The sequence below is a fragment of the Actinomyces sp. Marseille-QA0893 genome, assembly GCF_976954355.1.
Window position 1 is genome coordinate 1 of the sequence record NZ_CDRJSY010000002.1, and the last position, 25,241, is coordinate 25,241.

The 25,241-nt window shown below is 57.4% G+C and carries 17 protein-coding genes and 1 tRNA gene; 9 read left to right on the plus strand and 9 right to left on the minus strand.

Features of this window, described 5'->3' with window-relative positions; all coding sequences use genetic code 11:
• Positions 1-148: 148 nt before the first annotated feature.
• On the plus strand, positions 149-1,555 hold the full coding sequence (locus ACWNMW_RS02995; protein WP_034502164.1) for an alanine/glycine:cation symporter family protein: 1,407 nt from the start codon (positions 149-151) through the stop codon (positions 1,553-1,555).
• Between the two features lie 162 nt (positions 1,556-1,717).
• On the opposite strand, the gene ACWNMW_RS03000 is transcribed toward ACWNMW_RS02995, so the two are convergent.
• The 5 genes from ACWNMW_RS03000 to ACWNMW_RS03020 form a co-directional block, all read right to left on the minus strand.
• Positions 1,718-1,790, minus strand: a tRNA-Ala gene (locus ACWNMW_RS03000).
• A gap of 71 nt (positions 1,791-1,861) precedes the next feature.
• Positions 1,862-2,659: a hypothetical protein gene (locus tag ACWNMW_RS03005; RefSeq protein WP_449489985.1), complete on the minus strand. Its 798-nt coding sequence runs from the start codon at positions 2,657-2,659 to the stop codon at positions 1,862-1,864.
• Positions 2,660-3,013: 354 nt separating this feature from the next.
• Positions 3,014-3,712: a GNAT family N-acetyltransferase gene (locus ACWNMW_RS03010; RefSeq protein ID WP_449489986.1), complete on the minus strand. Its 699-nt coding sequence runs from the start codon at positions 3,710-3,712 to the stop codon at positions 3,014-3,016.
• A gap of 12 nt (positions 3,713-3,724) precedes the next feature.
• Entirely contained in the window at positions 3,725-4,954 is a 1,230-nt protein-coding gene (locus ACWNMW_RS03015; RefSeq protein ID WP_449489987.1) for a molybdopterin molybdotransferase MoeA, read from the minus strand.
• Complete coding sequence (locus ACWNMW_RS03020) at positions 4,954-5,913, minus strand: UTP--glucose-1-phosphate uridylyltransferase (protein ID WP_034502407.1); 960 nt, start codon at positions 5,911-5,913, stop codon at positions 4,954-4,956. Before ACWNMW_RS03020 ends, ACWNMW_RS03015 begins: the two co-directional genes overlap by 1 nt.
• Positions 5,914-5,942: 29 nt before the next feature.
• On the opposite strand from ACWNMW_RS03020, the gene ACWNMW_RS03025 reads away from it, so the two are divergent.
• Together ACWNMW_RS03025 and mscL are read left to right on the plus strand one after the other, a co-directional pair.
• Positions 5,943-6,557 carry a 5-formyltetrahydrofolate cyclo-ligase gene (locus ACWNMW_RS03025; protein ID WP_449489988.1) on the plus strand — a complete coding sequence of 205 codons (615 nt, stop codon included), beginning with the start codon at positions 5,943-5,945 and terminating at the stop codon, positions 6,555-6,557.
• Positions 6,558-6,736: 179 nt separating this feature from the next.
• The gene (gene mscL, locus ACWNMW_RS03030; protein ID WP_449489989.1) at positions 6,737-7,129 is read left to right on the plus strand and encodes a large conductance mechanosensitive channel protein MscL; all 393 of its coding nucleotides are present in this window, start codon (positions 6,737-6,739) and stop codon (positions 7,127-7,129) included.
• 73 nt (positions 7,130-7,202) lie between these two features.
• Here mscL and ACWNMW_RS03035 read toward each other — a convergent pair whose 3' ends face one another.
• Together ACWNMW_RS03035 and ACWNMW_RS03040 are read right to left on the minus strand one after the other, a co-directional pair.
• Positions 7,203-7,439, minus strand: a complete 237-nt coding sequence (locus ACWNMW_RS03035; RefSeq protein WP_449489990.1) for a toxin — start codon at positions 7,437-7,439, stop codon at positions 7,203-7,205.
• Between the two features lie 14 nt (positions 7,440-7,453).
• Positions 7,454-11,530, minus strand: a complete 4,077-nt coding sequence (locus tag ACWNMW_RS03040) for a prevent-host-death family protein (protein WP_449489991.1) — start codon at positions 11,528-11,530, stop codon at positions 7,454-7,456.
• 115 nt (positions 11,531-11,645) lie between these two features.
• Between ACWNMW_RS03040 and ACWNMW_RS03045 the strand changes: the two genes are divergently transcribed.
• Together ACWNMW_RS03045 and ACWNMW_RS03050 are read left to right on the plus strand one after the other, a co-directional pair.
• Entirely contained in the window at positions 11,646-13,334 is a 1,689-nt protein-coding gene (locus ACWNMW_RS03045; protein WP_449489992.1) for a formate--tetrahydrofolate ligase, read from the plus strand.
• A gap of 148 nt (positions 13,335-13,482) precedes the next feature.
• Complete coding sequence (locus tag ACWNMW_RS03050; RefSeq protein ID WP_449489993.1) at positions 13,483-13,665, plus strand: hypothetical protein; 183 nt, start codon at positions 13,483-13,485, stop codon at positions 13,663-13,665.
• A gap of 5 nt (positions 13,666-13,670) precedes the next feature.
• On the opposite strand, the gene feoB is transcribed toward ACWNMW_RS03050, so the two are convergent.
• Both feoB and ACWNMW_RS03060 read right to left on the minus strand, forming a co-directional pair.
• Positions 13,671-15,701, minus strand: a complete 2,031-nt coding sequence (gene feoB / locus ACWNMW_RS03055; protein ID WP_449489994.1) for a ferrous iron transport protein B — start codon at positions 15,699-15,701, stop codon at positions 13,671-13,673.
• Positions 15,698-15,922, minus strand: coding sequence for a FeoA family protein (locus tag ACWNMW_RS03060; RefSeq protein WP_072456451.1), 225 nt, complete (start codon positions 15,920-15,922; stop codon positions 15,698-15,700). Before ACWNMW_RS03060 ends, feoB begins: the two co-directional genes overlap by 4 nt.
• Before the next feature lie 210 nt (positions 15,923-16,132).
• Here ACWNMW_RS03060 and ACWNMW_RS03065 point away from each other — a divergent pair, with 210 nt between their 5' ends.
• The 4 genes from ACWNMW_RS03065 to ACWNMW_RS03080 all read left to right on the plus strand — a co-directional run bounded on the left by ACWNMW_RS03065 (position 16,133) and on the right by ACWNMW_RS03080 (position 25,122).
• A complete protein-coding gene (locus ACWNMW_RS03065; protein WP_449489995.1) occupies positions 16,133-19,165 on the plus strand; it encodes a hypothetical protein in 3,033 nt (1,010 codons plus the stop codon).
• Positions 19,166-19,294: 129 nt separating this feature from the next.
• On the plus strand, positions 19,295-20,254 hold the full coding sequence (locus tag ACWNMW_RS03070) for a DMT family transporter (protein ID WP_449489996.1): 960 nt from the start codon (positions 19,295-19,297) through the stop codon (positions 20,252-20,254).
• Between the two features lie 12 nt (positions 20,255-20,266).
• Positions 20,267-22,060, plus strand: a complete 1,794-nt coding sequence (locus ACWNMW_RS03075; protein ID WP_449489997.1) for an HSP90 family protein — start codon at positions 20,267-20,269, stop codon at positions 22,058-22,060.
• A gap of 32 nt (positions 22,061-22,092) precedes the next feature.
• Entirely contained in the window at positions 22,093-25,122 is a 3,030-nt protein-coding gene (locus ACWNMW_RS03080) for a tetratricopeptide repeat protein (RefSeq protein WP_449489998.1), read from the plus strand.
• The last annotated feature ends 119 nt before the right edge of the window (positions 25,123-25,241 follow it).

Consider the following 25,241-nt stretch of genomic DNA (forward strand, 5'->3'; position numbering starts at 1 on the left):
GCACACACCTCAATTTTATTGAACGAAGTTTTACCGGCATTGCTATTTCTTTACCTTTGCTATACCCTTATCTCATTCAGTTCGCAGCGCCTACGCAAGGCCAGAAAACGGCTTGGCGCTGCGCTTTTAGATAGTTCGAGGAGTTCTCATGTCGGCGATTTTGGATGCGATATCTACTGCGCTGTATAGCTACATCCTGATCATTCTTCTGATCGGTGTGGGCTTGTACTTCTTTATCCGTACCAAGGCCCTCCCCCTGCGCATGTTCGGCGAGTCAATTCGCGTCGTCATGGAAAAGCCCGAGAAGGGAAGCGATTTCTCATCATTCCGCGCACTCATGGTCTCTACGGCCTCGCGAGTGGGCGTCGGCAACATCGCGGGTGTCGCAACTGCAATCGCACTGGGCGGGGCAGGCGCGGTCTTCTGGATGTGGGTCATCGCAACCATCGGTGCCGCATCAGCTTTTATCGAATCAACGCTCGCACAGATCTACAAGCGCCGTTCCCCGCACGGCCACTCTTTCGGTGGCCCCGCGTACTACATCAAGGACGCACTGCGCAGCAAGACCCTCGCAATCATCTTCGCCGTTGCACTGATCGTCACCTACATGGGCGGATTCAACCTCCTCGCTTCCTTCAACGTGAATCAGGCTTTCAGCGCATACAGCTGGTACAACGCCAGCTACACGCCTTACATCATTGGTGGACTGCTCGGCCTGGCCATGGCCGGCTCGATCTTCGGCGGGACTCGTCGCCTCTCTGACATCACCGGCATCCTCGTGCCGATCATGGCCATCGTCTACCTGAGCGTCGGCATCGTCGTCATCGCATTGAATTGGCGCAACATCCCCACGATGTTCGAATCAATCTTCGCTAGCGCCTTCGATTTCAAGGCGATCTTCTCCGGCTTCGCTGGCTCCGCCGTCATGCTCGGTATTAAGCGTGGTTTGTACTCGAACGAGGCCGGTGTCGGTTCTGCCCCCAACGCCGCGGCTTCTGCTTCGGTTTCCCACCCCGTCAAACAGGGCCTCGTCCAGATGCTCTCGGTCTTCATCGACACGATGATCATCTGCACCATCACCGCATTCGTCATCCTCTCCTCGAATATCGAACTCACAGGAGACGTCACGGGCGCACCGCTGGTCCAAAACGCAATGGCGACGACAATCGGTTCCTTCGCAGGCCCCTTCACAACCTTCGCCCTCTTGCTCTTCGGCTTCACCACCCTGGTCGGCAACTTCTACTACGCCGAGGTGAACCTGCGCTTCCTCTTTGGCGACAAGCCCACCCCGCACTGGGTCCTGACGATCTTCCGCGCGGTGGCCTCGTTGCTGGTTTTCGCTGGCGCACTACTGGAGTTCTCGGTCGCATGGAACATCGGCGACATCCTCATGGGATTGATGGCCCTCATTAACCTGCCCGTCATCGTGATCTTGGGCAATAAGGCCATCCGATGCGCAAAGGACTACCAGATGCAGCGCAAGCAGGGACTTAACCCCAGCTTCCGGGCTTCCACCATTGGAATCACCCAGAAGTTGGATTACTGGCAGGACTGATTCCACGCTCTCGAAATTAGTCAGGGTCTCGGCCGCTTCCTCAGGAGGCGGCCGAGACTTTTTATCAGTGCGAAGTAAGCCGGCAGTATCTCGATCATCACAGCTCGGCCAGCCTGCGCGGCGCATACAAAAAGGGCCGGGTTTAAAACCCGGCCCAACTTGTGGAGCTAAGGGGATTCGAACCCCTGACCTTCTCATTGCGAACGAGACGCGCTACCAACTGCGCCATAGCCCCAAGGACCTCACCATCATAGCGGGAGAAGTCCAATTGGCCAAACGGAGCCCAGGAAGAGCCCCATGGCACGACTACTGCGCGATGCGAGAATCCAGTGCGGCTTCGACGTCCAGCACGACCGATTCGAAGGCAACAACTTCTTCAGTCGAGCGCGCATCCTGCGCCACAGGACCAGCTGCAATCGGACGAGCAGGGATACGAGCGTCTACTCGTGGAATTCCCCGGATATCCGTATCGGGGTGGACAATTCGGCCACTCAAACGAGCACGCATCGCGTAGGTCGGTGCGGGGATCGCTGCCGGAGTCCATGTACGGCGCTCAACCGGCGCGGGAACCTCTTCTTGAATTTCCGAGGCCACGCTTACTTGGGCGTCGGTGCTTTCCTGAGCCGACACTTCCTCGAGCGAAGCTTCCGCAGGCGTTTCTGCGGCGGGTTCCTGGGACTCAAGCGAATCGGAAGCTTCAGCCTCAGCAACTTGCTTGGCTTCCACAGCTTCGGCCTGAACAGTTACCTTGGCCTCAGTTGTCGAACGCGAGAGCTGATCGCGCAGACGGTGAAGCTGGGCTACTTCTTCTTCGCCCATCCGCTGGGAACGCACAGCACATGCGCGCGAGAAAGCAATCGTCGCAAGCCCCAGAGCAAAAGGAAGAACGGGCCAGATCCACGACAGTGATGTCGCAGCCGCTGAACCTGCGAGAATCAGAGTCGCAAGCCCCGCCACCGCAACAAGGAGCATGCGGCGCCTGGCGGCTGCGGCCTCGGCACTCAAGCGAGCGGCACGACGTGCACGCAACGCGGAAATCTCACGCACTCCGCGGCTGCGCGCACGGGCGGCCTCGACGGAAATGACTGGAGCATTGTGTGCCACTGGTGAGCTCCTTCGTTGAACGGGACGTGTGCCACTGAGAAGCTTGGGCGACTCGGAGGCGCAATGATCGATAGAAGTGACGCTAGTTGATTCGACGAGACGCAAGCTGGGAGAGAACCGATCGTTCTCTCGGGACTGCATCATCGCGCTTCGACGAGCAATGAGGTATGGAAGGGTCGCTACGCTCACAAGGACTGCTATCGCAACTAAAACTCCGCCATACACCACTCCCCCACGCTAAAACGTCGAGGCTACAATCAGCGGCTAGTGTGGGCGCGTGTCTTTAATCGATAGCAGAAGAAATCCTGAAGATCGCAACACTATTCACAGTTGTCACACCTGCCCCATTATTGGCTAGCGAAGACCTTTCCCATACAGGGAAGTGAGCATGCCACCTTCGGGAAGAGATTCAGCATCCATCGCAAAACTCACATGGTCGGCCCACTGCCCAGCGATGTTCATATAGCGCTCGCGATAGCCCTCTTCACGCAAACCTAATTTGCGGCACAGACCCAAGGAACGCTCATTTTCAGGGCGCACATTGACCTCAATGCGGTGCAGCCCCAATTCTCCAATCACGAGGTCCATCATGTAGGAGACCACCAAAGAAGCAAGACCCATACGCGATGCTTCCTGCGCAACCCAATACCCCAGAACACCTTGGCTCATGGCTCCCCACTGGACCTGAGACAGCGTGAATTGACCAACCGGGCGCCCATCGAATTCGGGCATCAAGATCAAGGAATGTCCCTCGCGCTGGTCACGGTCCGCGCGACGCATGTACTCCCAAAGTGTCGGCAGTTCTTCGCGAGCACCCGCGGGCAATGTCGCATCCCAGGGGGTAAGCCAGGGGGTATTGGCGCGACGCACCGTATCGACGCGTGAATGGTCGTGCCCCAACAAGGGGCGAATCGTCGCGATTTTTGGCCGGTGAGGAGCATCAGGATTCTCATGGAGAAAACCCTCACCAACCGGATCCGAAATCCGGACGCTGAAAAACGAAGGATCGCGACCCCACACCTGAGTCGGCGCAAAAAGTGAACGCAGATTCATCTGCGGTACCTATTAGTCCAAAACCATGCAGCGCAGGGTATCCCCAACGCGCACATTCGTCACGTCTTCGGGAACAACCGCGAGAGCATTGGATTCGGCCAATGCAGACAGCAGCAACGAGGCCGGGGCTCCCATAACCTTCGCCTGATAGCCACTGTGGGGGTCACCAACCAGGCGCACGCGCACAAATTCACGGCGTCCGCGAGGCGAATACCACGAGCGGTCCACGCGAGCTTGAACGCTGGGACGATTGAGTACAGTCCAGCCCTGCATGTGACGCAGAGCGGGACGCACATAGACCTCGAAACACACCTGGGCAGAAACCGGGTCACCGGGGAGACAGAAAATAGGCGTTCCCGCACGCCCCTGCTCATCTCCGCCAACGGTACCAACACCGAGGATGTGCCCGGGCCAAGCTGCAACTGAGTCAAAGCGAACCGTGCCCAGCGCAGAGAGAACCTCGCGCACAGTATCGCCACTGCCGTAAGAAATACCGCCGGTCGTCAAAATCAGGTCAGCGCGCACCAACTGGTCTTCGATGGTTTCACGAAGGACCGAGCGCTCGTCGGGTACTGCAGACACGCGGAAAGTCTGGGCTCCCGCGTCAGCAATAGCCGTCGAGAGCGCATGACCGTTGGCGTCAAAAACCGTTCCCGGACGCGCCTCGCGCCCCGGCTCAACGATTTCGTCACCGATCGACAGGATTACCACTCGAGGACGCGGGTGGACCAGCACTCGTGAACGGCCAACACCGGCAAGAAGAGCAACCTGACGTGCTCCCACGCGGGTTCCAGCGCGAAGAACAACAGTTCCTTCTTCCACGTCCTCAGCTTTGCGGCGGATATTTTCGCCCACCGCAGGCTGAGTCTTCGCGGAAACCTTCGCGACACCGTGGTCGCTGAATTCCAGAGCAAGAACTGCATCCGCGCCCTGCGGCATGGGCGCACCCGAAGCGATTCGGATTGCGCGACCGCGAATGAGGGCTGCAGGGTGAATATCTCCCGCGCGGATTTCTTCCGTAACCGGTAAAACAACCGGGGCGTCCGGACGAGCCCCTTCTAGATCGGCAGCAGCAACCGCATAGCCATCGCACGCAGCCAGATCAGCAACCGGGAGGTTGAAAGGAGCTTGGACATCTTCTGCTAGGACGCAACCAACAGCATCTGGAAGTTGAACATCCAGAGGGGGCTGCTGTCCGACAGCGGAAATACAGTCTTGATAGAAGTCAGCGACCGAGCGCATTACAGACCCAGCACCTTCGCGAGGCGATCCTTGATCTGCGATCCAGCCTCGTGGACGAGGAAGTCCGCGAGCTGCGGGCCGAGCTTCGGGTCCTCCAGAGCCAAAGCAATGTTGGCCTCGAGGTAGCCCAGCTTGTCGCCGGTGTCGAAGCGACGATCGTTGACGACAACGCCGTACAGGCCGCCGCCATCTGCCGGATCGCGATCGATCAGGCGAGCAAAACCGTCGGTCAGCTGGTATTCGCCGCCGCGACCGGGCTCGATTCGAGTGAGTTCTTCGAAGATTGCAGGGTCGAAGACGTAGCGGCCGACAACCGCGTACTCGCTCATGACTTCTTCGAGCGGGGGCTTCTCAACGACGCGGTCGATCCGCATGAGCTCGCCCTCGTTGAGGGAGACACCTTCGGGGATTGCCAGAGGGGTGACCGAGGTCGAGGCGTATGCCGTCGCCTGCTCGGGGGTCACGCGAAGAAGGGCAACAACCGAACCGCCCAGCGCGTGGCGCACATCAATCATGTGCTTGAGCAAGGTGGAGTTGGGGTGCATGAGGTCATCGGGGAGCATCACGGCGAAGGGAGCATCACCGACGTGCTGGCGGGCCTGCAAAACTGCGTGTCCCAGTCCCAGGGGGTGTCCCTGACGCACGGAGTGCATGCGCGCAAGCTGAAGGTATTCACGAGAGAGGGCAAGAAGTTCATCCTTGCCCGCCTTCTCCAGTTCATGCTCGAGGCCGGGATCGGCATCGAAGTAGGCTTCGATGGATTCCTTGCCGGTTCGAGTAACGAAGAGCATATCGTCGATGCCGGCATCCGTTGCCTCACGAGCGATATATTCAATTGAAGGGCGGTCAACGACAGGCAGCATTTCCTTGGGAACAGACTTTGTGATCGGCAGGAAACGGGTGCCGCGTCCGGCGGCCGGGACGACCGCGTGACGCACGGGTACATTTCGATCTGTCATGATGACCACACTAGCGGAGGAAAGGGCGCATGAGCGACATTACCGTGCATAAAGACTCAATTCGCCGCAAGATTCGCGCCCACCGCGATGCGTATTGTGATCATCGAGGCCGCGCGCACGAAGATGAACATTTGTTGCGTAATTGGCAGCGGGCTCTGGGGGACTTCAATGTTCATCCAAGTCCCCAACACCCAGTTGCAGCTTTTTATCCCATGGGGAAAGAACCGGATATCACCGGCATCATTGGCGCGTACAACCCGATTCTCCTACCCGTTTTATGTCAGAGTGATGGGCGACTTCTGAAAGAAGTTGCGTGGTCACTCCACACACAAGAAGATTCGCTCATTCGCCCCAATCCTCGTTTTCCGCCGCAAAGTACCGCAAAGCTTCGCGGACCCGAAGCTCTTGCTCGAGCATCCGTCGTTTTGGTCGCTGGGCTTGCAGTCGACCGCGCGGGGACTCGACTGGGACAAGGAGGCGGGTGGTACGACCGCGCTCTGCCGTTCATATCCGCTAAGACTCCCGTAATTGCTTGCGTTTTCGACTGGGAATACACGGAGGAGCTACTTCCCCGCGAAGCACACGATATGGCCGTCGATGGGGTTCTCACGCCCACGCGCTTTATTAATCTGAAAGCGCAATGAGTAACTCCTGCAAAACAGTGCCGCATTTTGTGAGGAAAACTGCTTGTTTTCAGCTTCCCTCGGCCTTCTTTTTCTCGCTAGGCTTTTTCCTTGGTTGACGCATACGCGTCACGCAACACGTGCGAGTTCGGTGAGACCTGCTGGACTCAGAGCTGAAAATACAACTCAAGGAGAAATCCATGCTTAAGGGCTTCAAGGAATTCATTTCCCGCGGAAACGCCATTGATCTTGCTGTCGGTATGGTGATCGGTACTGCCTTCACCGCAGTCGTCACCGCACTGGTCAAACAGGTCATCAACCCCCTCATCGGTGGTCTTTTTGGCGAGCAGAACTTCGACGATGTCTTCCAGTTCACGATTGGTACCGCAACCGTGCAGCCCGGTGCCGTCATCACTGCGCTCGTGAACTTCCTGCTTGTCGCCTTCGCGCTGTACTTCTTCATCGTCTTGCCGATGAACGCGCTGGCAGCTCGCCGCAAGAAGGAAGAAGCTGTGGAGACCCCCGAGGTCAGCGAAGATGTTCAGCTGCTCTCGGAGATCCGCGACCTGCTCAAGGCTCAGAACAACAACTGATTGTTCGCCTGAAACGTCACGGTGGTGGCAACCATTTGGTTGCCACCACCGTTTTTATGTCCAAAGACAGCGCTTAAATCCGCGCCTGCGCATGCGGAGGCACATTCTCTTTCAAACGCTGAGTATTCGACTGATCAGCTTCGCCAACAATATGAGCCTTATCAGCGGCATCTTGGCGTTCCTGATCACTCACTTGTTCCTCAAGAGAAGTGGGAATCCCCTGGTCGCTCAAGCGTAAATCCACCTCGTTGACGTAAAGCACACGCCTGCGTGCTCGCCGCCGCACGCTCCCCTGACCGATTTCACTCATTTTCAGCTGCCTTATTACTTTGCGCTCGTATTCCTACGAACAACGTGACGCAAGACAGCATCAGTCTGGGCACCACGACGCGTCAGACCGAGAGCGCGCCAAAGCTCATCGACCGATTCTTCCTCGCTGCGCTCTACTCCATCAGAGGCAACCCACTGCGCGATCTCATCGAGTTGATCATCACTGTAGGCGGCAAGGGGAAGCCCACGAGCAATCGCAGGACGCTCGCCGCGCGCACTCTCGGCCTCGATATCGCTTGCAAGAAGGTCACCCTCCCCACCCTGAGTGTCTTCAACCCATTCATCGCGACGCTGACGTGCCTCGCCAGCATGGTCATCTGCTGCGTCTTCTTCAGAAATAGGTGCAAGATCAGCGTCCTCAGAAGCATTCGCACCGAACTCAGCATCCGGATTCTCAGGAAGCTCCATCACGGGAACAGCGGGACCGTTGATCTCGTCGACGGCGTCCAAAACCAGCTGGACGATCCGATCTGTTTCCTTCGCTGGATCGATGAACACCGCCATCGACAAGGCAATGTGGACCTTCCAGCCCTGTGCTTCAAGCATCGCGGGCCACAGGCGATCACGCACACGCAGCGAGGGCTGCGCAACGTATTCGTCATCATCGGTGAGCACTGCAAGGAGCAGACGCCCCGGAACCTCAGGATGCCCGATCGCCAGCGGAATCCGCAATCCACCGGGAATCCCGATGTTTGCCACGACTTCAAGACCGAGGCCGTAGAGTCGATCCGCAAGATCAATGAGCAGTCGATCAGGTTCAATATCCAGGGTCGGCCACGAATCAATACCAACCCCGGATTGGCCTCGGGCAATCTCAAGGAGATCGACGAGCATCAGCGCACCACGCTGGGACAGGCGGGACGTATCGATTTCTTCGGGGCGAATCGAGGACACGACGGTGAGGTCTCCGCGCACAGAACGCAAGACATCGGCCATCGCGCCCGCTCCCGCGGGGGAAGAAAAGACACCGAAGTGGTGGATCACGCGACCGTGCGGGGTCTTCGCAAAACCGACAGCGATGATGATGTGGTCGCGGCCCAGGCCTCGTGCACCATCGGGGTCGACAACCACGAAGGGCTCCACGCGTGCGGGATCGAAGAACGAGGCCAAGCCGGGCTCTGCGCCAATCGTCCGCATAAGCTGGCTGCGGATCCTCTCCGCGTGCTGCGAGTTCAGGGCGACCACTGCGAGGGAACGCTCAGGAGTAGTCGTCGCATGTTCGAGAACAGCTTCAACGACGGCATCCACTTCCGCCGCGGTCGATTCAACAGCCTCACTACCGGGGGTCGGCATACCCGTCCCCTCGGTCCAAATCGCTGTTACGGGAGCACTGGCGGAAGTCCACGGAACCGGAACACCCGTGTGATCAACGCGGTAACGCGCAAGAAGAAGCGCCATCTGATCATTCAAACGAGTCGGGCGCACTTCCATACGCAGGTGAGGAAGAACCTCGGAAAGAGCCGCAACCGAATCATCGACGTGTTCTTGGGCAAGATCAGCGAAAAGAACGACCTGAGAAGCACGCGAAATGATCGGAACAAGCTCCGCCAAAGGCAGTGCATCAACGTCATCCAAGATGACAACATCGACCTGATGATTCTCCGGCAAAATCTGCGGGACAAGAGTCGGAACCGTCAAGACCGCCGGGATCAAATCCCACGCCAAGGGGAACTGCGCATACAACGAGGTCAGCGCATGCTGGTCATTGACAGCTAATTCAAGCGCGCTCAAAGCTTGAGGATCATTCGCAACGGCTTGGGTTCGGCCTCGGCGAAGGCGTGAGATCACTTGCGGAACCAAGGAGGCGACCTGCTGACGATCCAGTTCACGCCCTTCAGTCAAAGCCTGCTCAAGGACCGCGGGATCAAAGCCACCCAAACGAGAGTCCGTCGCCAGCATGAGACCAAGGATGGAAGCCCACCACGCAAGATCGAGTTCGGCGTCCAGCTGGTCGTCATCAACGTGACGGCCACGAAGATCGCGTGTCAAAGGCTCCAGCCCCAACTCGGCCAGTTCTTTCAAGACCGCGACGCGACGCGGCAATTCATAACCGCCCTCAGGATCGACACTCAGGCGCTCGCAAAGCTTTGCCAAATCAACGATTGGCATCATGTCTAGATCGCCATGAGCGGTAACGAACATGGGGTTCAGGTGCGCAAGGTCTTCGGCAACCTCGTGAGTGAGGGCAGCGGCCTGAGCCAAGTTCGATGGCAACTTCGGCCAGCCGTCGCTATCGCAGTGCTGACGCCACACATCGCGGCGCTCCTGAACGGTCAACAGCGCACGATGCAAGTCCTCAACATGGCTTCCCGGACGCAGCATGTCCTGAGCCTGCTTGACCAAGCGGACTCGCTGTGAGCGGGGCATGGAAATACCGTGCTCTTGACGCCACTTCTTCGAGGCCGTCGCAATGACCATGTCGGCAGCGGAACGCTCAAAGACCCGCGGTTGGAAAACGTCGAGAACCTCACGAACCCCCTCGAACATAGCGAGTTGGTCGTACCACTGACGCATATTGACCGCGGAAGAAATCCCCGTCTCTCCAGCGACAGAGGCAATCAGCACACGAAGCTCAGGCAAAGTTTCCTTCGCAAGGCGATTCACGCGCTCAAGGACGTCGGGAACCTGCTCCTGGGAACCAATGACGATCCCCTTCCACGGGCCCACCTGCGCATTGCGCGAGAACACTCCCAAGGACGAGGCCTCGTGGAGAAGTTCGCGGGCACGCGCACCTTGGTCGGAAGCGATCTCAATAAGGATCTCTTCACTCAAACGCACACGAGTACGCGGCGCTGGCTTGGTCGCCGTCAGGTCGGTGAGAACCTGGAGGGCATCAAATGCGCTGACCCCAAACTGCTTGAAGGGGCGATGCAGGTAAGTCGTGTAGGACGAAAGTGTCTGGCGAACACTACGCAAACGAGCGCGCATCTTTGCGACCTCAGCGCTGTCCTCGACCGAGGTCAGATCTTGCGAGGCATGAATGAGCTGAAGACCCAGCGTCGCATCAGAGGCGTTAGAACCGTCGATACGAACCGCGGCCTCGTCCACGCCCAAGTCGCGAAGGCGACCGTGCACAGCCAAGGTCCGCGAAGGCGATCCTGCAATATGGACCACCGTGCGGCCATTCGCGGCGCTATCGGCAATAATCGCCGCGATCAAAGAAGCATCATCTGCCCCCGAGGGCGCATCAACGATGAAGGAATGACCATCCGCGACGGCCTCGACAACGTCTTGCTGCTTCGGCGTCAGGTCACCGGCACCGCGTTCCTCATCGGGGTCACGGTCACTGGGGTTCGATTCGGGAAGAGGCCCCGAAATGGCACTACGCGCAGCCGCATCCCCAGCCAGAGCGCGGATAATACGGTTCTTCATCAAGTGAGCGGGACGATCGAGTTCGCGAAGCAGAAGTGCGGCCGGGTGCTCAAAAATGCCGATGGTCAGTTCTTCGCGTACATCAAAGTTGTCAAGCACAGAGGCAGCTTGACGCGCGTGGTCCAAGACAACCGAGGCCGAGAAACCGTGGGTCTGAGTGGACAGGTGCGCGACCTCGTCCATGTCGATGTGGACGTTCTTTTCCGCGAGTGCGTCTTCGAATGCGGCCGACAGTTCCATCCCGTGACGCAAGGTGATGACGACATCGTCGCCTTCAAGAGTCAGGCGCAGGGGACGCAAGAAAACCGGTGCGCTGGTGCGGGCCTCGTCTTCCCCCCACTGTGCGTGTCCGATCGCGATGTGGACGGGAGCGACGCCGTGGCGCATCGCCATTTCATGGGCGAAGGAAACCAAGGAACGCGCGCGCTCCAAGGCGCGTTTGTGCGCAGCGCTTTCTCGGATGAGGCTGGAGAGTTTCGTGGGCCGCCCCGCATACAGTTGAGCCAGGCCGCCGGGATGCGCCTCAGACACGGTCAATCGCGGGAAAGTGTTTCCACCTTCTTCTGAGGTAATTTGGCGCAATTGTGCACGCCATTCCTGGACAACATGGTCGCTGGGTGCACTCGGCATCTCGGAAGAGGGCTGTGCCTGCTCCCGCGGGGAATCTTGCGTCGATCGAGAAAAGAAATTTACGGCCACAAAACCACCGTAATAGAAAAGGCTGGGCTCACCGGGGACAAAGCGCCGTAAGGGAACATTTTCCCAGCACTTGGGCCGCCCGGTCCCAAGAGAGTCGGTGCTTTAAGCTATCCCCATGAGCACTGTTGCAACTGATTTTGCGTCCAAATTGGCCCCACTGGTGGAGCTGGGCGAACGAGCTGGAATCCCCAGCGAGCACCTGCGTCCCTACGGTTTTGACCTTGCGAAGGTCGATCTCGAGGCACTCGATGTCTCTGCCCCTCAGCGTGCCCATTATGTTGTGGTCACTGCTACCTCCCCGACTCCCTATGGCGAGGGCAAGACGACAACCGCAATCGGCTTGGTTCAGGGCCTAGCCCTGGAAGGTGCCTCCGCGACCCTGACTATTCGCCAGCCCTCAATGGGCCCGACTTTCGGTGTCAAGGGAGGAGCAGCGGGCAGCGGTAAGAGCCAGGTCCTGCCATTCGAGAAGATGAATCTGCACCTGACCGGTGATTTCCACGCAATCACTGCGGCACACAATCTCCTGTCTGCAATGATTGACAATCACCTCCACCAAGGAAATGAGCTGCACCTCAAGGAGCGTTCGATCACGTGGCCTCGCGTCCTTGATGTCAATGATCGCTCTCTACGCCACGTCGTAACCGGCCTGGGCGGGGCAATCGACGGAGTAACTCGCCAAGCTTCTTTCGACATCACTGCAGCCAGCGAAGTCATGGTCATCATGTCCTTGGCGACCTCTTACCGCGATCTGCGTGAGCGCCTTGGCCGCATCGTTATTGGCCAAAACGAGGCCGGAGAATACGTGACCGCAGAGGACCTCAAGGCTGCGGGAGCGATGGCGGCGCTTTTGCGTGATGCGCTGAGCCCGAATCTTTTGCGCACCACCGAGGGAAGCCCCGTTTTAGTGCACACCGGGCCCTTTGGAAATATTGCGACGGGATGTTCCTCGGTGATCGCGGATCTTCTTGCCGGCCAGCACAGCGACTTCGTTGTGACCGAAGCAGGATTCGGCGCAGATATGGGCGCCGAGCGTTTCTTCAACATCAAGTGCCCTCTGGGCGGCTTGCGCCCCGATTGCGCGGTCATCGTCACGACGGTTCGCGCGCTCAAGTCTCACTCGGGTCACTACAAGCTTGCCCCGGGGAAAGCTCTTCCCGAGGCAATGGTGGAAGAAAATGTTGAGGAAGTGCGCGTGGGAAGTGCAAACCTTCTCAAGCACATCGAGATCGTTCGCGGTTTTGGCCTGAACCCCGTGGTTGCCATTAACGTCTTCCCCACCGATCACGAGGCCGAGTTGGCTGAGATCGAGGCGATCTGCGCCGAGGCGGGGGTGCGTGTGGCGCGTTCCTTGGGCGTTGTCGAAGGTGGTGAGGGTGCCCGTGCCTTGGCGCGCGAAGTGCAGGCAGCCTGTGAAGAATCCGATCCTTCCGCAGTCCATCCTCTCTACGCAGATGAGGATTCCTTGAAAGAAAAGATCGCGAAGGTCGCTGCGATGTACGGCGCTGCGGGTGTTGATTACACGCCTGCGGCAGCTAAGCGCCTCAAGGAATATCAAGAGGCGGGTTATGGGAATTTGAAGGTCGTCGTTGCTAAGACTCCGATGTCGCTGAGCGCCGATCCGCAAGCAAAGGGCGCTCCCACCGGGTGGACGCTTCCGATCCGTGAAGTCCGTCTTGCAGCGGGTGCGGGCTATGTCTACGCGATTTCGGGAACCTTGTCGACCATGCCGGGTTTGTCTGCTCACCCCGCAGCAGAGCGCATCGAACTCACCGAGGACGGCGTCATCACCGGAGTGAAGTAAGCCTAAAGCGGCTGATCAGAAGGCTCCCTGTCGATCACTGCTTCATGCAGGTCGACAGGGAGCCTTCTTGTCGATTGGGCTCGGGCGGGTACTAGATGACCAGAGGGCATCCCGAACAGTGAAGCATCACCTCGGGAGCTTTATTCCCGTGGCACGCACCCAACCCGGAAGCGCACAGCGACTGAGCACTGGCTGCTTGGCCTCGGCGCTGCATATCTTCGACGACCACGGTCGCAAAGGCGAGCGATACTTTCGCCCGCTGAGCGGCGGCCTCGAGAGTGCAGCCCCGTGCCAGCGCCTCTTTGAGACGCTGGGCTGGGGAGACAAATGACGCAGTCACAGGATCAGGCGTCCGATCTGGAAGACGGCAACGGCAAGGACCCACGCACTGACGAGTTGGACGCCAACCGCCGCTGCTGTGAGTTTGCCGCCAATCTGGCGGACCTGTTCAGCTACTGTCGCCATACACGGGGTGTAGGTGAGGACGAAGACCAAGAAGGCATAGGCGGCAACCGGTGCCGCATCTCCCGCGGACTTTTCGAAAGATTCAGTGACCAGAGTCGGAAGCGAACCCAAGTCATCGCCACCGTCTTCAGCGTCGCCGCCCTCGGTTTCGGGATCCATATTGTAGGAAGTAACGATCGAGGAAATCACCGTTTCCTTCGCAACGAAGCCAGTCATAAGAGCACCGGTCATGTGCCATTCACCAAAACCAGCAGGCTTGAACACGGGTTCAAGCACCTGGGCGGTGCGGCCGTAGAGAGAATCTTCCATGGGGAGTTCGGAATCAGCGAAAGAGTAGTTCCCCGCCATGGGGATTGCACTCATGAGCCACACGACGAAGGTCATCGCCAAGATAATCTTGCCGGCACCCTTCACGAAGGCCCACGCACGCAGCCACGTCGTCCGTAAGATCACGAAAACGCGCGGAACCTGGTATGCGGGAAGCACGAGGAACAGCGGAGATGTTGTGGTCTTCTTCGTGAAGAAGGGCTTGAGAACAAGCGCACCCAAGATCACCATGATGAGCGAGAGCACATAGAGCGAGAAGATCACTGTTCCAGCGTTATCAGGGAAGAAGATCCTGGCGATCATCAGGTAGATGGTCAGTCGCGCTGCACACGAGGTGTAGGGCGTAATGATGGTCGTGACGATTCGCTGGGCGGTGTTGGGAAGCGTACGCGTTGCCGCCAGTGACGGTAGATTGCAGCCAAATCCCATGATCAGCGGCAAGATCACGCGGCCATCCAGGCCGATCGCGCGCATGACGCGGTCACCAAGGAAGGCGGCGCGTGCCATGTAACCGGAGTCTTCCAGGATGGAAATCATCAAGAAGATGATGAACATCAGGGGAATGAAGGAAGAAACCACACCCAAACCGGTGCATAGACCACCAATGAGGAAGCTGTGAAGCCAACCGTCTTGAAGTCCACCGAGCGTGAGGAGGTAGGTAATTCCATTCGCTAGAGAGGGGAAGCCTTCATCCGTTGAGGAGAAGATGTGCTCGAAGAAGTCCTGGACGGGGCTAACCCATTCGCCTGCGACTTTGAAGAGGAGCCACATGAGGGCGAAGAAGATCGGGATGCCGATCCACGGGTTGAGCAAGACGCGGTCGATTTTGTCCGAGGTGGACAGGGTCGGGTCTCCCTGGGGCTCACCGACGACTGCTGTCTCAACCTTGTCAACCCAGGCAAAGAGCTCATCCGCTTGGGTCAGTCCACCACATCCGCAGGTACAGCTTCCATCAGCCGCGTTGACGGGAAGGCCCTTCGGACGCGCGTGGTGTTCGAGCGCGTGACGGACAATTCCTTCGAGAAGATCAGGGTTGTCGTAGTGGCGCGGGTCTACGGCCAAGACAGGGATCCCCAATTCCTCTGCGAGCTTGTCAACGGGGTACTTCTGGCCGTCCTTCTCAGAAACATCAACCATTGTGGCGACGGCGACTACGGGGTGACCAGCTTGTGCAACCTGTCCCAAGAGATAGAGCGAACGCGTCATTGCGCTGGCGTCCAAAAGGACAATAGCCAGATCAACTTTTCGTCCGGTTCGCGGGTCGGTGAATGAGCCCTCGGCACCAGAAAGAGTGTCACTGACAACTTGCTCGTCAGGAGAAGATGCGATCAAGGAATAGGTTCCCGGAAGATCAATAAGGTTTGCACCCAGCGCACGCCAAGTACCGCGCTTCATTTCAACCGTGGTGCCGGGAGCATTAACGACGTGCTGGCGGGAACCGGTAATCGCGTTAAATAGTGTTGATTTCCCAACGTTCGGGTTACCAACTAAAACAATCGTTCTTTCTCCACCATTTGAGGTCGGAGTGTCCAACACAGCGACATCTGATTTGGGAGAGCAGTGTGGGCAGCTCATGCGATTTCCTCCACTTCGATCGCTCGGGCGCTGCGACGATCAACTGCGACGCGCGCGCCAGCAATATTGACGACGAGGCCACCGAAAGCAGCCTTGTTGACGATGAAGAATTCGCTTCCGGGGCGAACTCCAAGTTCATACAGGCGGAGTCGGTGTTCTGAAGGAACGTCCATATTTCCCAGACGCGCCCGAGTCCGCAAAGGAAATTGTGATAGTTGCATATAGCAAGGTTAGGCAAGCATTACCCACACAAGTGACACCTTTGTCCCGCAAGCAAAAATTGCGCGCTTATTGCGCGACTAACTTCCGCACAATCGCTTCAATATGTCCCAAAAGAGCACTTTTAGTCTTCTGACAACTCCCAGCTACTATGGACCCAAGTCGCATTACACGCCCTGATCTTTTCATCGACGGTTAGGAACAATACGGCCATGAGCAGTATTCAAGAAGTCAAAGATATCCTGAGTCGTACCTCAAGCATGCCCTGGGGGCCAACCCGCAGCGCTGAAGTTGCGCAGGCTGCCGTTCTGGCAGATGCCCTCGAAGGCGAAGAAGCCTTGCAGCTCGAGGTCTATCTTGAACTTGCGCTGTGCTACCAGCAGGGAAACGAAGAGTGGAAAGCACTCGCACCTACTGCCTGGTGCCTGACAAGATTCGAAGAAAACCCCGCAGCTTTCGACGCTGACCAAGTCCATGACCTCGCATGGCTCTACAAGAACGCCGTCACCGCTGCCGGCCGAAATCCCGCAGTTTCGCGCGAGCAGGCTCTTGAACTCTCCGAAGGCCTGGGACGCTTCTTCCAAGATCAGGGTTTTTCTATGCACTCGGTGCATGGAAGCCGCTTTACCCTAGCACTGCGAATGGGCGATCCAGAAAAAGCACACGAAGAGCTCGTTCAATGGCGCGCCACCCCGCGTGATTCCGTCTCCGATTGCGCGCTGTGCGATCCCGAACGCCAGATTACCGAGGCCACGGTTACGAAGGATTGGGAGCGTGCAGTTGCCACTGCGGTTCCTTTGCTTGACACCACTGAAGGCTGTGGAAATCAGCCTGCGGGAATCCAAGCTGCTTCGATGATTCCCCTCCTCATGTCCGGGCGCCCTGCCGCCGCATGGGAATCACACGTGCGTTCGTATCGCCATCACCGACGTTCCGCCATGTACATGGACATCTTGGGAACGCACATGGAGTTTCTCGTGCGTTCGGGACGCTGGCAGCGTGCCCTTGAGATCTTGCGCGATTCCATTGCCTTGACTTCGCAGGCCGAGAGCTGCGCGCTTTTGTTTGATTACCTTAAGGGAGCGGCTTTGGCTGCTCGCGAGGCCAGCGATCGCGGCCGCGGACAAGAATCCTTCCGTGCGCTGTGCACAGGCCAGTCTCAGTGGTGCGAGGGGCCACGCCTCGATGCAAATACTCCCCTATCCGAGGTTGCCGAAAAGCTCGCTGATTGGCTCCTCGCGGTCGCCAAGCTTTTTGACACTCGTAACGGGAATGACTTCTTCACCGCCAGCGCGAAAGAAGTTCTTGATGCGCATACTTTCGATGATGATGCGGAAGAACTCGCGACGAAGACCTGGACCTTCGAAATTGCCGGGGAACGAGAGGCTCTTCCCGAAGGAATTTCAACGAGCGATGTTGATAAACCCCGAAAGTACGCAACCCATCTCATTCGTCAAGACAAGGTTCGCACCACCGATGATACGGATCCCTATCCGCCCGTCGATTTCACGCCTTTCCCTGTTCCAGCAACAGTGCAAGAAGGTTACGATCGTTTCCTGAAGCGCTGCGGAATAACTGGTTTCGATGTCGAGCGCCAGTTCATTATTGACCGCGTCATCTGCATGGATGAGTCGGTGATGGACATTCACTACGCAGATGAGGATGCGATATTTTTCAGTCAATTTGCCTGCGCTGCTTTGATCATGCGTCGCGAGTACGACAATGCAAAGAAAATCGTCTCTCGGGTATCAGAGATCATTTCACAGCTTCCCGATGATCCCGACATTGTTTCCCCCGGTTTCTTCTCCAAGCTCATGGGAAAGAACGCATCTCTTGGACGCAAGCAGCTTTATGAGAGCCTGCTTGCAATCAGACGCTCCTACATCGAGGTCGACTACTACTACATTCGTAACCAAGCGATCCCAGACGACATCAAGACACGCGCCGTCGAGGCTGCCCGCAAGCATCGGCTCCTTATTTCAGCAGTAGTTAACCAGCTGAATAGAGGTGCTGGCCAGGCCCGCGACCTTGACATCATCAGTTCATCGATCGCAACAGCAGCGACGATGTGCAGTAGCTGCAGGGAATACGAGGAAGCAAGCGCCGGCTACGATCTGTACGAAAGCCTCGAACGAGCTTTCAACCGCCACGCGTCTTCTCCTGACCGCGTCACCATCAACTTGCTACTCGAACGGGCACAGATGGAGCGCGAGCGAGATGAGTACATGAAGGCATGTCAATATGCCGATAAGGCCATGCGAGTGAGCCCAATGTGCGATCCCTACACTGCCATCATCGGTCGCGCGATCATTTGCGCCGGGTCTATCTCCGCAGGGCAATATGACGAGGCACTTGCGCAGGGACGACGATTGAGCGAGATTGTTCATTCTTTCCCAACCCGGGTATATATCCCTCTTGCTGGCCCCATATTCGCCAATGCCCTTGTTAACAAGGACCGCATCTCAGAGGCTGTCGAAATCTTTGAAGAAGCCATGGGCGCCCTCGAAGACACGCCTTATTTCCGGGCACGACGGGGTGAACTGGCTCCATCATTGGCACAGATCTACTGGCGTCTCAACGAATTCCAAGACGCCTACGATCTAGCAGTCACAGAGGCACGATCCTTGCGTGAGCGCGACTACCCGCTCTTCGCACTGAGCCTGATTGAAACGGCCTTCCATGCGGCCCGAGAAATGGATGACCGTTTGGCAAAAGCCACTGCCGCACATATGGCCGCAGAGATCTGCCATGACTTGGAAGACGTCGACGAGGAGTGCCGCTGGCTCCGCCAAGAAGCTGCCGTAATCGTTGGAACGCCTGGCCGCGTCAGCGAGGAGGATGAAAGACGCGCAAACCAGGTTTTGGATCGCGCCCGAGAGCTCATTGCACCACCTGCCGGCGAGGACATCACTCGTCGACTGAGGGTTCTCAGGGCTGATGTGAACTACACGCAAGGGTGGGTCACCTTGAACTGCGGCGATCCAGTCGGCGCTATCGAACACCTGCGATTGGCTCTTGACGAATACCGAGAACTCGGAGAATACGACGGTTTTGGGTACCCCATGCACGCCATGGCTCAGTGCTATCTCTCAATGGGGAACTTTGACGGATTACGCGAGTGCATTGCAGAAACCACCGAGGTCAACAAGCTTGCAACGATCAAAGGAACAAGGCTTCGTGCTTTGATCCGCACTATTCAGGAAATGATCGATGCCGAAGAACCTCGTGAGGATTCAGAAGGCTAAAAAGCGGAGACGGCAATACGGGGCCGGTACTTTCGGGTACTGGCCCCGTATCCGCATCGCGCCTCGTGGTACAGATGTATCAAAAACACATTAGACTGATGTGGCTGGCACTGTACGTTGAGGAAGACCATGAACAAGCGAGCCCGCGGGTACGTTATTACTATTTTTGCCTCCATCGCCTGGGGCTTCTCAGGGGTCTGTAGCGAGTTCCTCATGAAGGAGTACCACGCCGATCCCTATTGGCTCACGGCTATTCGCATGCTCCTTGCCGCACCAACAACCATGCTCTTTCTTCTGTTCAAAGACCGTGGAATCTCTGAGCTTCACAAGCAGCTGCTCCACAACCGCAGGAGCTACCTTCCCATGGTCACCTATTCCGTATTCGGGCTTGCAGCCAGCCAGCTGACCTACGTTGTAGCCATTGGCTATTCCAATGCGGGAACGGCAACCGTTATTGAGTTCCTCGGCCCGATCCTCATCGTTCTCTTCGTCTGCGTCACAGTGCGCAGGCTTCCCAAATACACCGAACTTTTTGCAATTATCTTTGCCCTCTTCGGAACGTTTATCTTGGCAACGCACGGCAAAATCGATTCCTTAGTGATTTCAACCCAAGCCCTGAATTGGGGCCTCGCAAGCGCAATCGGCTTCGCCTTGTACACCCTCATTCCCGTTAAACTCATTCGCCGTTACGGGAGCGAATTAGTCGTTGCTTACGGATTCATCATCGGCGGCATCATCTTGGGGCTCATCGTGCGAGTATGGAATTACTCCATCACCTGGGATCTCATGTCGATCCTTGCCATGGCCGGATTGGTCATCATCGGGACAACCTTCGCCTTCAGCTTGTTCCTGCAAGGAGTCGGCGATATCGGTCCGGTGCGCGCAAGCCTCATTTCCTGCCTTCAACCAATCTCGGCAGCTTTCTTCTCTTTCCTCCTCGTCGGCACGCACTTCACGCTGCTCGACATTTCAGGAATGGCCCTCATTCTTGCGGGCGTTATTATTGTCAGTCTCAAAGATCTTATATCTTTGAAGAGGTCAAGTAACCACAAGCGCGAGCGTCTTCGCCAGCGTTCCGGTCGTCAATAAGAAGGGACAGGGATGTCAACTTTCCAAGTGGACCTGAGAGGAATGGTCGATCTTCTCTCTCGCAATCTATACTCCGGCCCACGCGTCTACATCCGCGAACTTCTCCAAAACGGCCTCGATGCCATCGAAGCCCGCAGCGCACTCGACCCCGGGTGCCCGCGCCGCGTCACTATCACCATCGAAGGGCGCACCCTCAAGTGCCGCGACAGCGGAATTGGCCTCACCGAAGAAGAAGCCGCCGGCTTACTCTCGACAATCGGTGCCTCTTCCAAGCGCGACGAACTTGGGATGGCACGCAGTGACTTCCTCGGTCAATTCGGCATCGGTATGCTCTCCTGCTTCATGATCTCCGATTCGATCACCGTCTACTCGCGCTCGGCAAAGTCTGCCAACTCCCCCACCGTCATTTGGCAAGGAAAGACGGAGGGCACCTACACGACTCAGCCGCTCGGCCCCGGCGATCCCCATAATTTGGGCGAACCCGGAACCGAGGTCGTCTTGGAGGCTCACCCCGGGGAGCCATGGATTGACCCCGATACAGTCCGCGCGCTCGTCGACGAATTCGCCTCGCTTCTTCCGATTTCCATCGAAGTCCGCTCCGACTCGGCCGCAACTTTCCACGGCAATGAAACGCCCGTGTGGGAACTCGAACCAGCCGCGCAGCAGCAGTGGTGCGACGAGCACTTGGGCTCAGCGGGGATGGACATCATTCCGATCGATGTCCCCGCAGCAGGAGTGAAGGGCATCGCGATCGTTTCCCAGCGTCCCAACGCACTTTCTTCCGATCACCACACGGTCTACGCGAAGAGGATGTTGGTCTCACGCGCATGCGAAGGGATCGTCCCCCAGTGGGCGTATTTCGTTCGCTTTATTGGTAATTCGAACTACCTGCGCCTGACAGCCTCGCGCGAACAGCTCAGCGATGATGAACTTTTGGAAAACACTCGCCAAGCAATTGGTTCGTCAATTCGTCAGTGGCTTGAAGACATGGCGGAGCACTCCCCCAGTCGTTTCAATGACTTTATTTCGATCCACGCGATGGGACTGCGCGCGGTCGCCGTTCGCGATCCTTACATGCTTGACCTCACCGCGCGCTACGTTCCCCTTGAGAGCACCGTGGGATCATTCCCGCTCCTCGATCTGCTGGCTTCGCACGAGTCGATCCGCTACACGCGCACGGTCGACCAGTACCGCGCCTTGGCAGACGTCGCGGCATCGCAATCAATGGTCCTTGTCAACGCGGGCTACGCCTACGACGAGGAACTCATCAACGCACTGCTCACCGACCCGCGCTATTCGACGCTCGCCCAGAAGATTCGCTTGGTTGACCCCTCTGAGCTTCTTGACGCTTTCGAAGAATGCACCTTGTCCGAGCAAGCCGAGGCCATGGACCTCATGCTCATTGCCGCCCAGGCGATTGACCCCTCGGATTGCGAAGTTGTCCTTCGCCGCTTTACTCCTCTGACTCTTCCCGCGCTCTACCTGCCAGACCCAGATTTCGCAGGACGCCACGTCCAGCGCAATTCTCAGGCACAGGCCTCGAAGATGTGGGCGGGGATCATGGGGGTCAGCGATCCTTTCGCGAATTCTAAGCCACCCCGTTTGGTACTGAACCGTTCAAATTCGCTGATCACGCGACTGATCCACGCAAGCAGTGTCCCGCAGACGGCCTCGAATGTTCTGCGTGGACTCTACGTCCAGAGCCTCTTGGCGGGACGCCAAACTTTGGGACCCAAGGAACGCGCGTGGGCTGCGCAGCTCCTCGGTTCGCTCCTTGATTCCGCACTCGACGACACCTCCAACTGATCGGCCCATTCTCTTCAAAGGACCCTCCAGCCATGCCAAACGCACAAGAAGTTCGCGATCTCCTCGAGTACGCCTCACAGCTCCCCTGGGCTCCCTCTCGAAGCGCGCAGATCGCGCAAGCAGCGATGTGGGCAGACGCCCTCGAAGGTGAGACCGATCTGAAGATCGATGCCTACCTCGAACTCACCATGTCCTATCAGCAGGGAAATGAAGAGTGGAAGGCTTTGGCCCCTCTGTCAACCCTCCTAAACATGTTCGAGAAGAATCCGGCAGATTTCGATGCCGATCAGATCGAAGAGCTCGCTTGGCTCTACAAGGGAACGGTCTCCGCAGCAGGACGCAACCCCGCTGTTTCCCGCGAGCAGCTCGAGGAACTGACGACCGGTTTGGCGCAATTTGTTTCTGAACAGGGCTTTTCCATGCATGTCGTCCACGGAGTGCGCGTCATGCTCGCCCTGCGCAAGGGTGACCTTGACGAGGCCCGCGAGGCACTGACCTTGTGGCGCGCAACCCCTCGCGATGAGATCTGCGACTGTGCTGGCTGCGATCCGGAGAAGCAGATTGCCGAGGCCACGGCCCGCAAGGACTGGGAGCGCGCGGTTGCCACTGCAATGCCACTCTTCGACGAGGAGGGTGCGTGTGCCGCTCAGCCTTACAGTATTCGCGCTCATGCAATGATTCCTCTCCTGATGTCTGGTCGTCCGGACACCGCTTGGGAAGCACACGTACGCTCATACCATCAGCATCGTGGCTCTGCTAATGCAATGGATATTCTGGGCACGCACATGGAGTTTCTTGTGCGCTCAGGCAGGTGGCAACGCGCGCTTGATATCTTGCGTGACAGCATCGCTTTGACTTCTCAGGCGGAGAGCGCCTCGCTGCTCATGGATTATCTCCGAGGCGCTGCACTGACCGCGCGCGAGGCCGCTAAGCGCGGGAAGGGAGAGGATCCATTGGGAGCGCTGTGCACGGGGCACTCCCAGTGGTGCGAAGGTCCACGACTTGACGCCAATACGCCTCTGTCTGAGGTCGCCGATCGACTGAGCGGGTGGGCTTTAGACGTGGCTGCGCTCTTCGATAGGCGCAATGGAAATGACTACTGCACTGTGCTGACTCGTGAAATTATTGAGGCTGGTCCCGTTGACGACGAGGCCGAAAAGCGTGCGAATAGCGAGTGGCGTTTTGAACTCGTGGGCGAACGCGAGAGTATGCCGGAGCCGATTTCTACGGTTGAAGGACAAGAGGCCCACCCGATTCCTCCCTCGCGCTCTTCCCGCGGCAAGAGTGAAACGATTGATGAGACGGACCCCTATCCGGCCGTTGATTACAGCGTTCCGAAAGCTCCGACTTCGATGCGCGAAGCTTTTGATCGCTATATCGCAATTGGCGATGCCATTGGTTTCAGTGTTGAAAGCAATGTTCTCACCGACTGGGCCTTAGCTTCATCCGAAAACATCGCGGACCTGGACTTCGATACCAGCAGTCCTGAAGAGGCTCTGCTCTTTGCTAACTTCGCAAAGACGCTCATGACATTGGGCAAACAATACAGCGCTTTCGAAGGTATCTATGCGCGAGTCGCACCGGTCATCGCCTCGATGAGCGACGATGCCCCGGTTGTTACTCCCGGTTTCTTTGCAAAGGTTTTCGGGCGAGCCGGCACCATGATGAGCCGCAAGGAATTGTTTAGCTCGCAGCTTGAGCTCCTCAAGCATTCCTGCGAGTTCAGTCGTTTGTCGTGGCAAGGTGAAGAAGTCTCTGCCGATTTCCGCGCAAGCGTACGTGAATTCCTTGATCGCTTCACGAGTCAGATTGCCCAAATGGTGCCGACGATCAACCGCGGAAAGATCAGCGCATTCGATCTGTCCACCATCGAGGATAGCCTGTCGACCTGCGGCGAAAACTATCTCGAATGTGGCGATATTGAGAAGGCAATGCATAGCCTTGATATCTTCGAATCCCTGAAGCCGGCTTGCCTACGCAGCGGTACCGAGCGAGAAGCCTTCAAGCGCACAATCCTTTTAGAACGCGCCGAACTTGCTCTTGAGGCACAAGATTTTCGACGCGCAGCCCAGACAGCTGACCAAGTCCTACGCTCGACGACGCAGGACCCCTACACGGCTTTCTTCGCGCGCTTGATCATTTGTGTCGCAAGTCTAAAGGCCGGTGAATCAGCTGAGGCAGCTTCCCAGGCAACGCGAATGAACGAGATCATTTCGCGTACACCTCTGCGTTCTCTTGGACTGGCCCCAACCAAGATCATCACGGATGCTTTTGTCGCGGTGAGGCGACGCGAGGAAGCAATCGAAATCCTTGAGCAGGCGATTCTGTCCTGCACGGGATCTTGGTTTGGCCAAACGATGACCGCCTTGTTGCGCACAGAGCTGGCAGAGTATTACCTGAACCTTGACAACGATCAGGAAGCCTTCAATACGGCAACAGCGGCAATTCCGGGACTGATCGAATGCGGTTGCTTCCCGACTGCCTCTCGTGCAGGCGAAATTGCGAATAAGGCAGCAGAGGAACTGGGCGATCGTTCGCTTCGCTTGACGGCTATCACGAACGCGCTCAAGGTTGCCGAGCGTATGAACGATCATTCTTCCGTCATTGCCCTGCGTCGCATGCAGGCTAATGTCTATCTGAATGTTCCTTCTGGCACTCCTTCGGATGACGATAAGGATCAGGCACTGCTGGCAGCAGAAGCTGGCATTTCATGGCTGGATTCTCATAGCGAAACCATCGATTCCGAGGAGCTTATTTTCCTTCGGGCGGGTATCGAGTACATCCGGGGATGGGTCTACATGAAGCGAAATGAGCCCGAGATCGCCATCCCGATTTTGAGGCAGTCCCACGAGATGCAAAAAGAGATTAAGGATAGCCAGAACTACCCCTTCCCCCTTGCTGCATTGGCCGACTGTTACACCCAACTTGGTGATACAGATGCACTGCGTGACCTGGTCACTGAGCTCAATGAGACTGCGAAGAAGGCTCACTCCAGCGGGAGCAAGCTTCGCGCTCTTGCTCGAGATATTGAGAAGCAGCTCAGCGACCAAGGCGAGGCATAAGGGTAAGACTTCAAGGAGTCGGAAAAGCTGATAACCCCCAGCTTCGTTTTCTGCCTCACTCCTGTAAACGTTCTTTGCCTCACGCTAACGAATCACTAGGACTTTCGTCGCACTACACT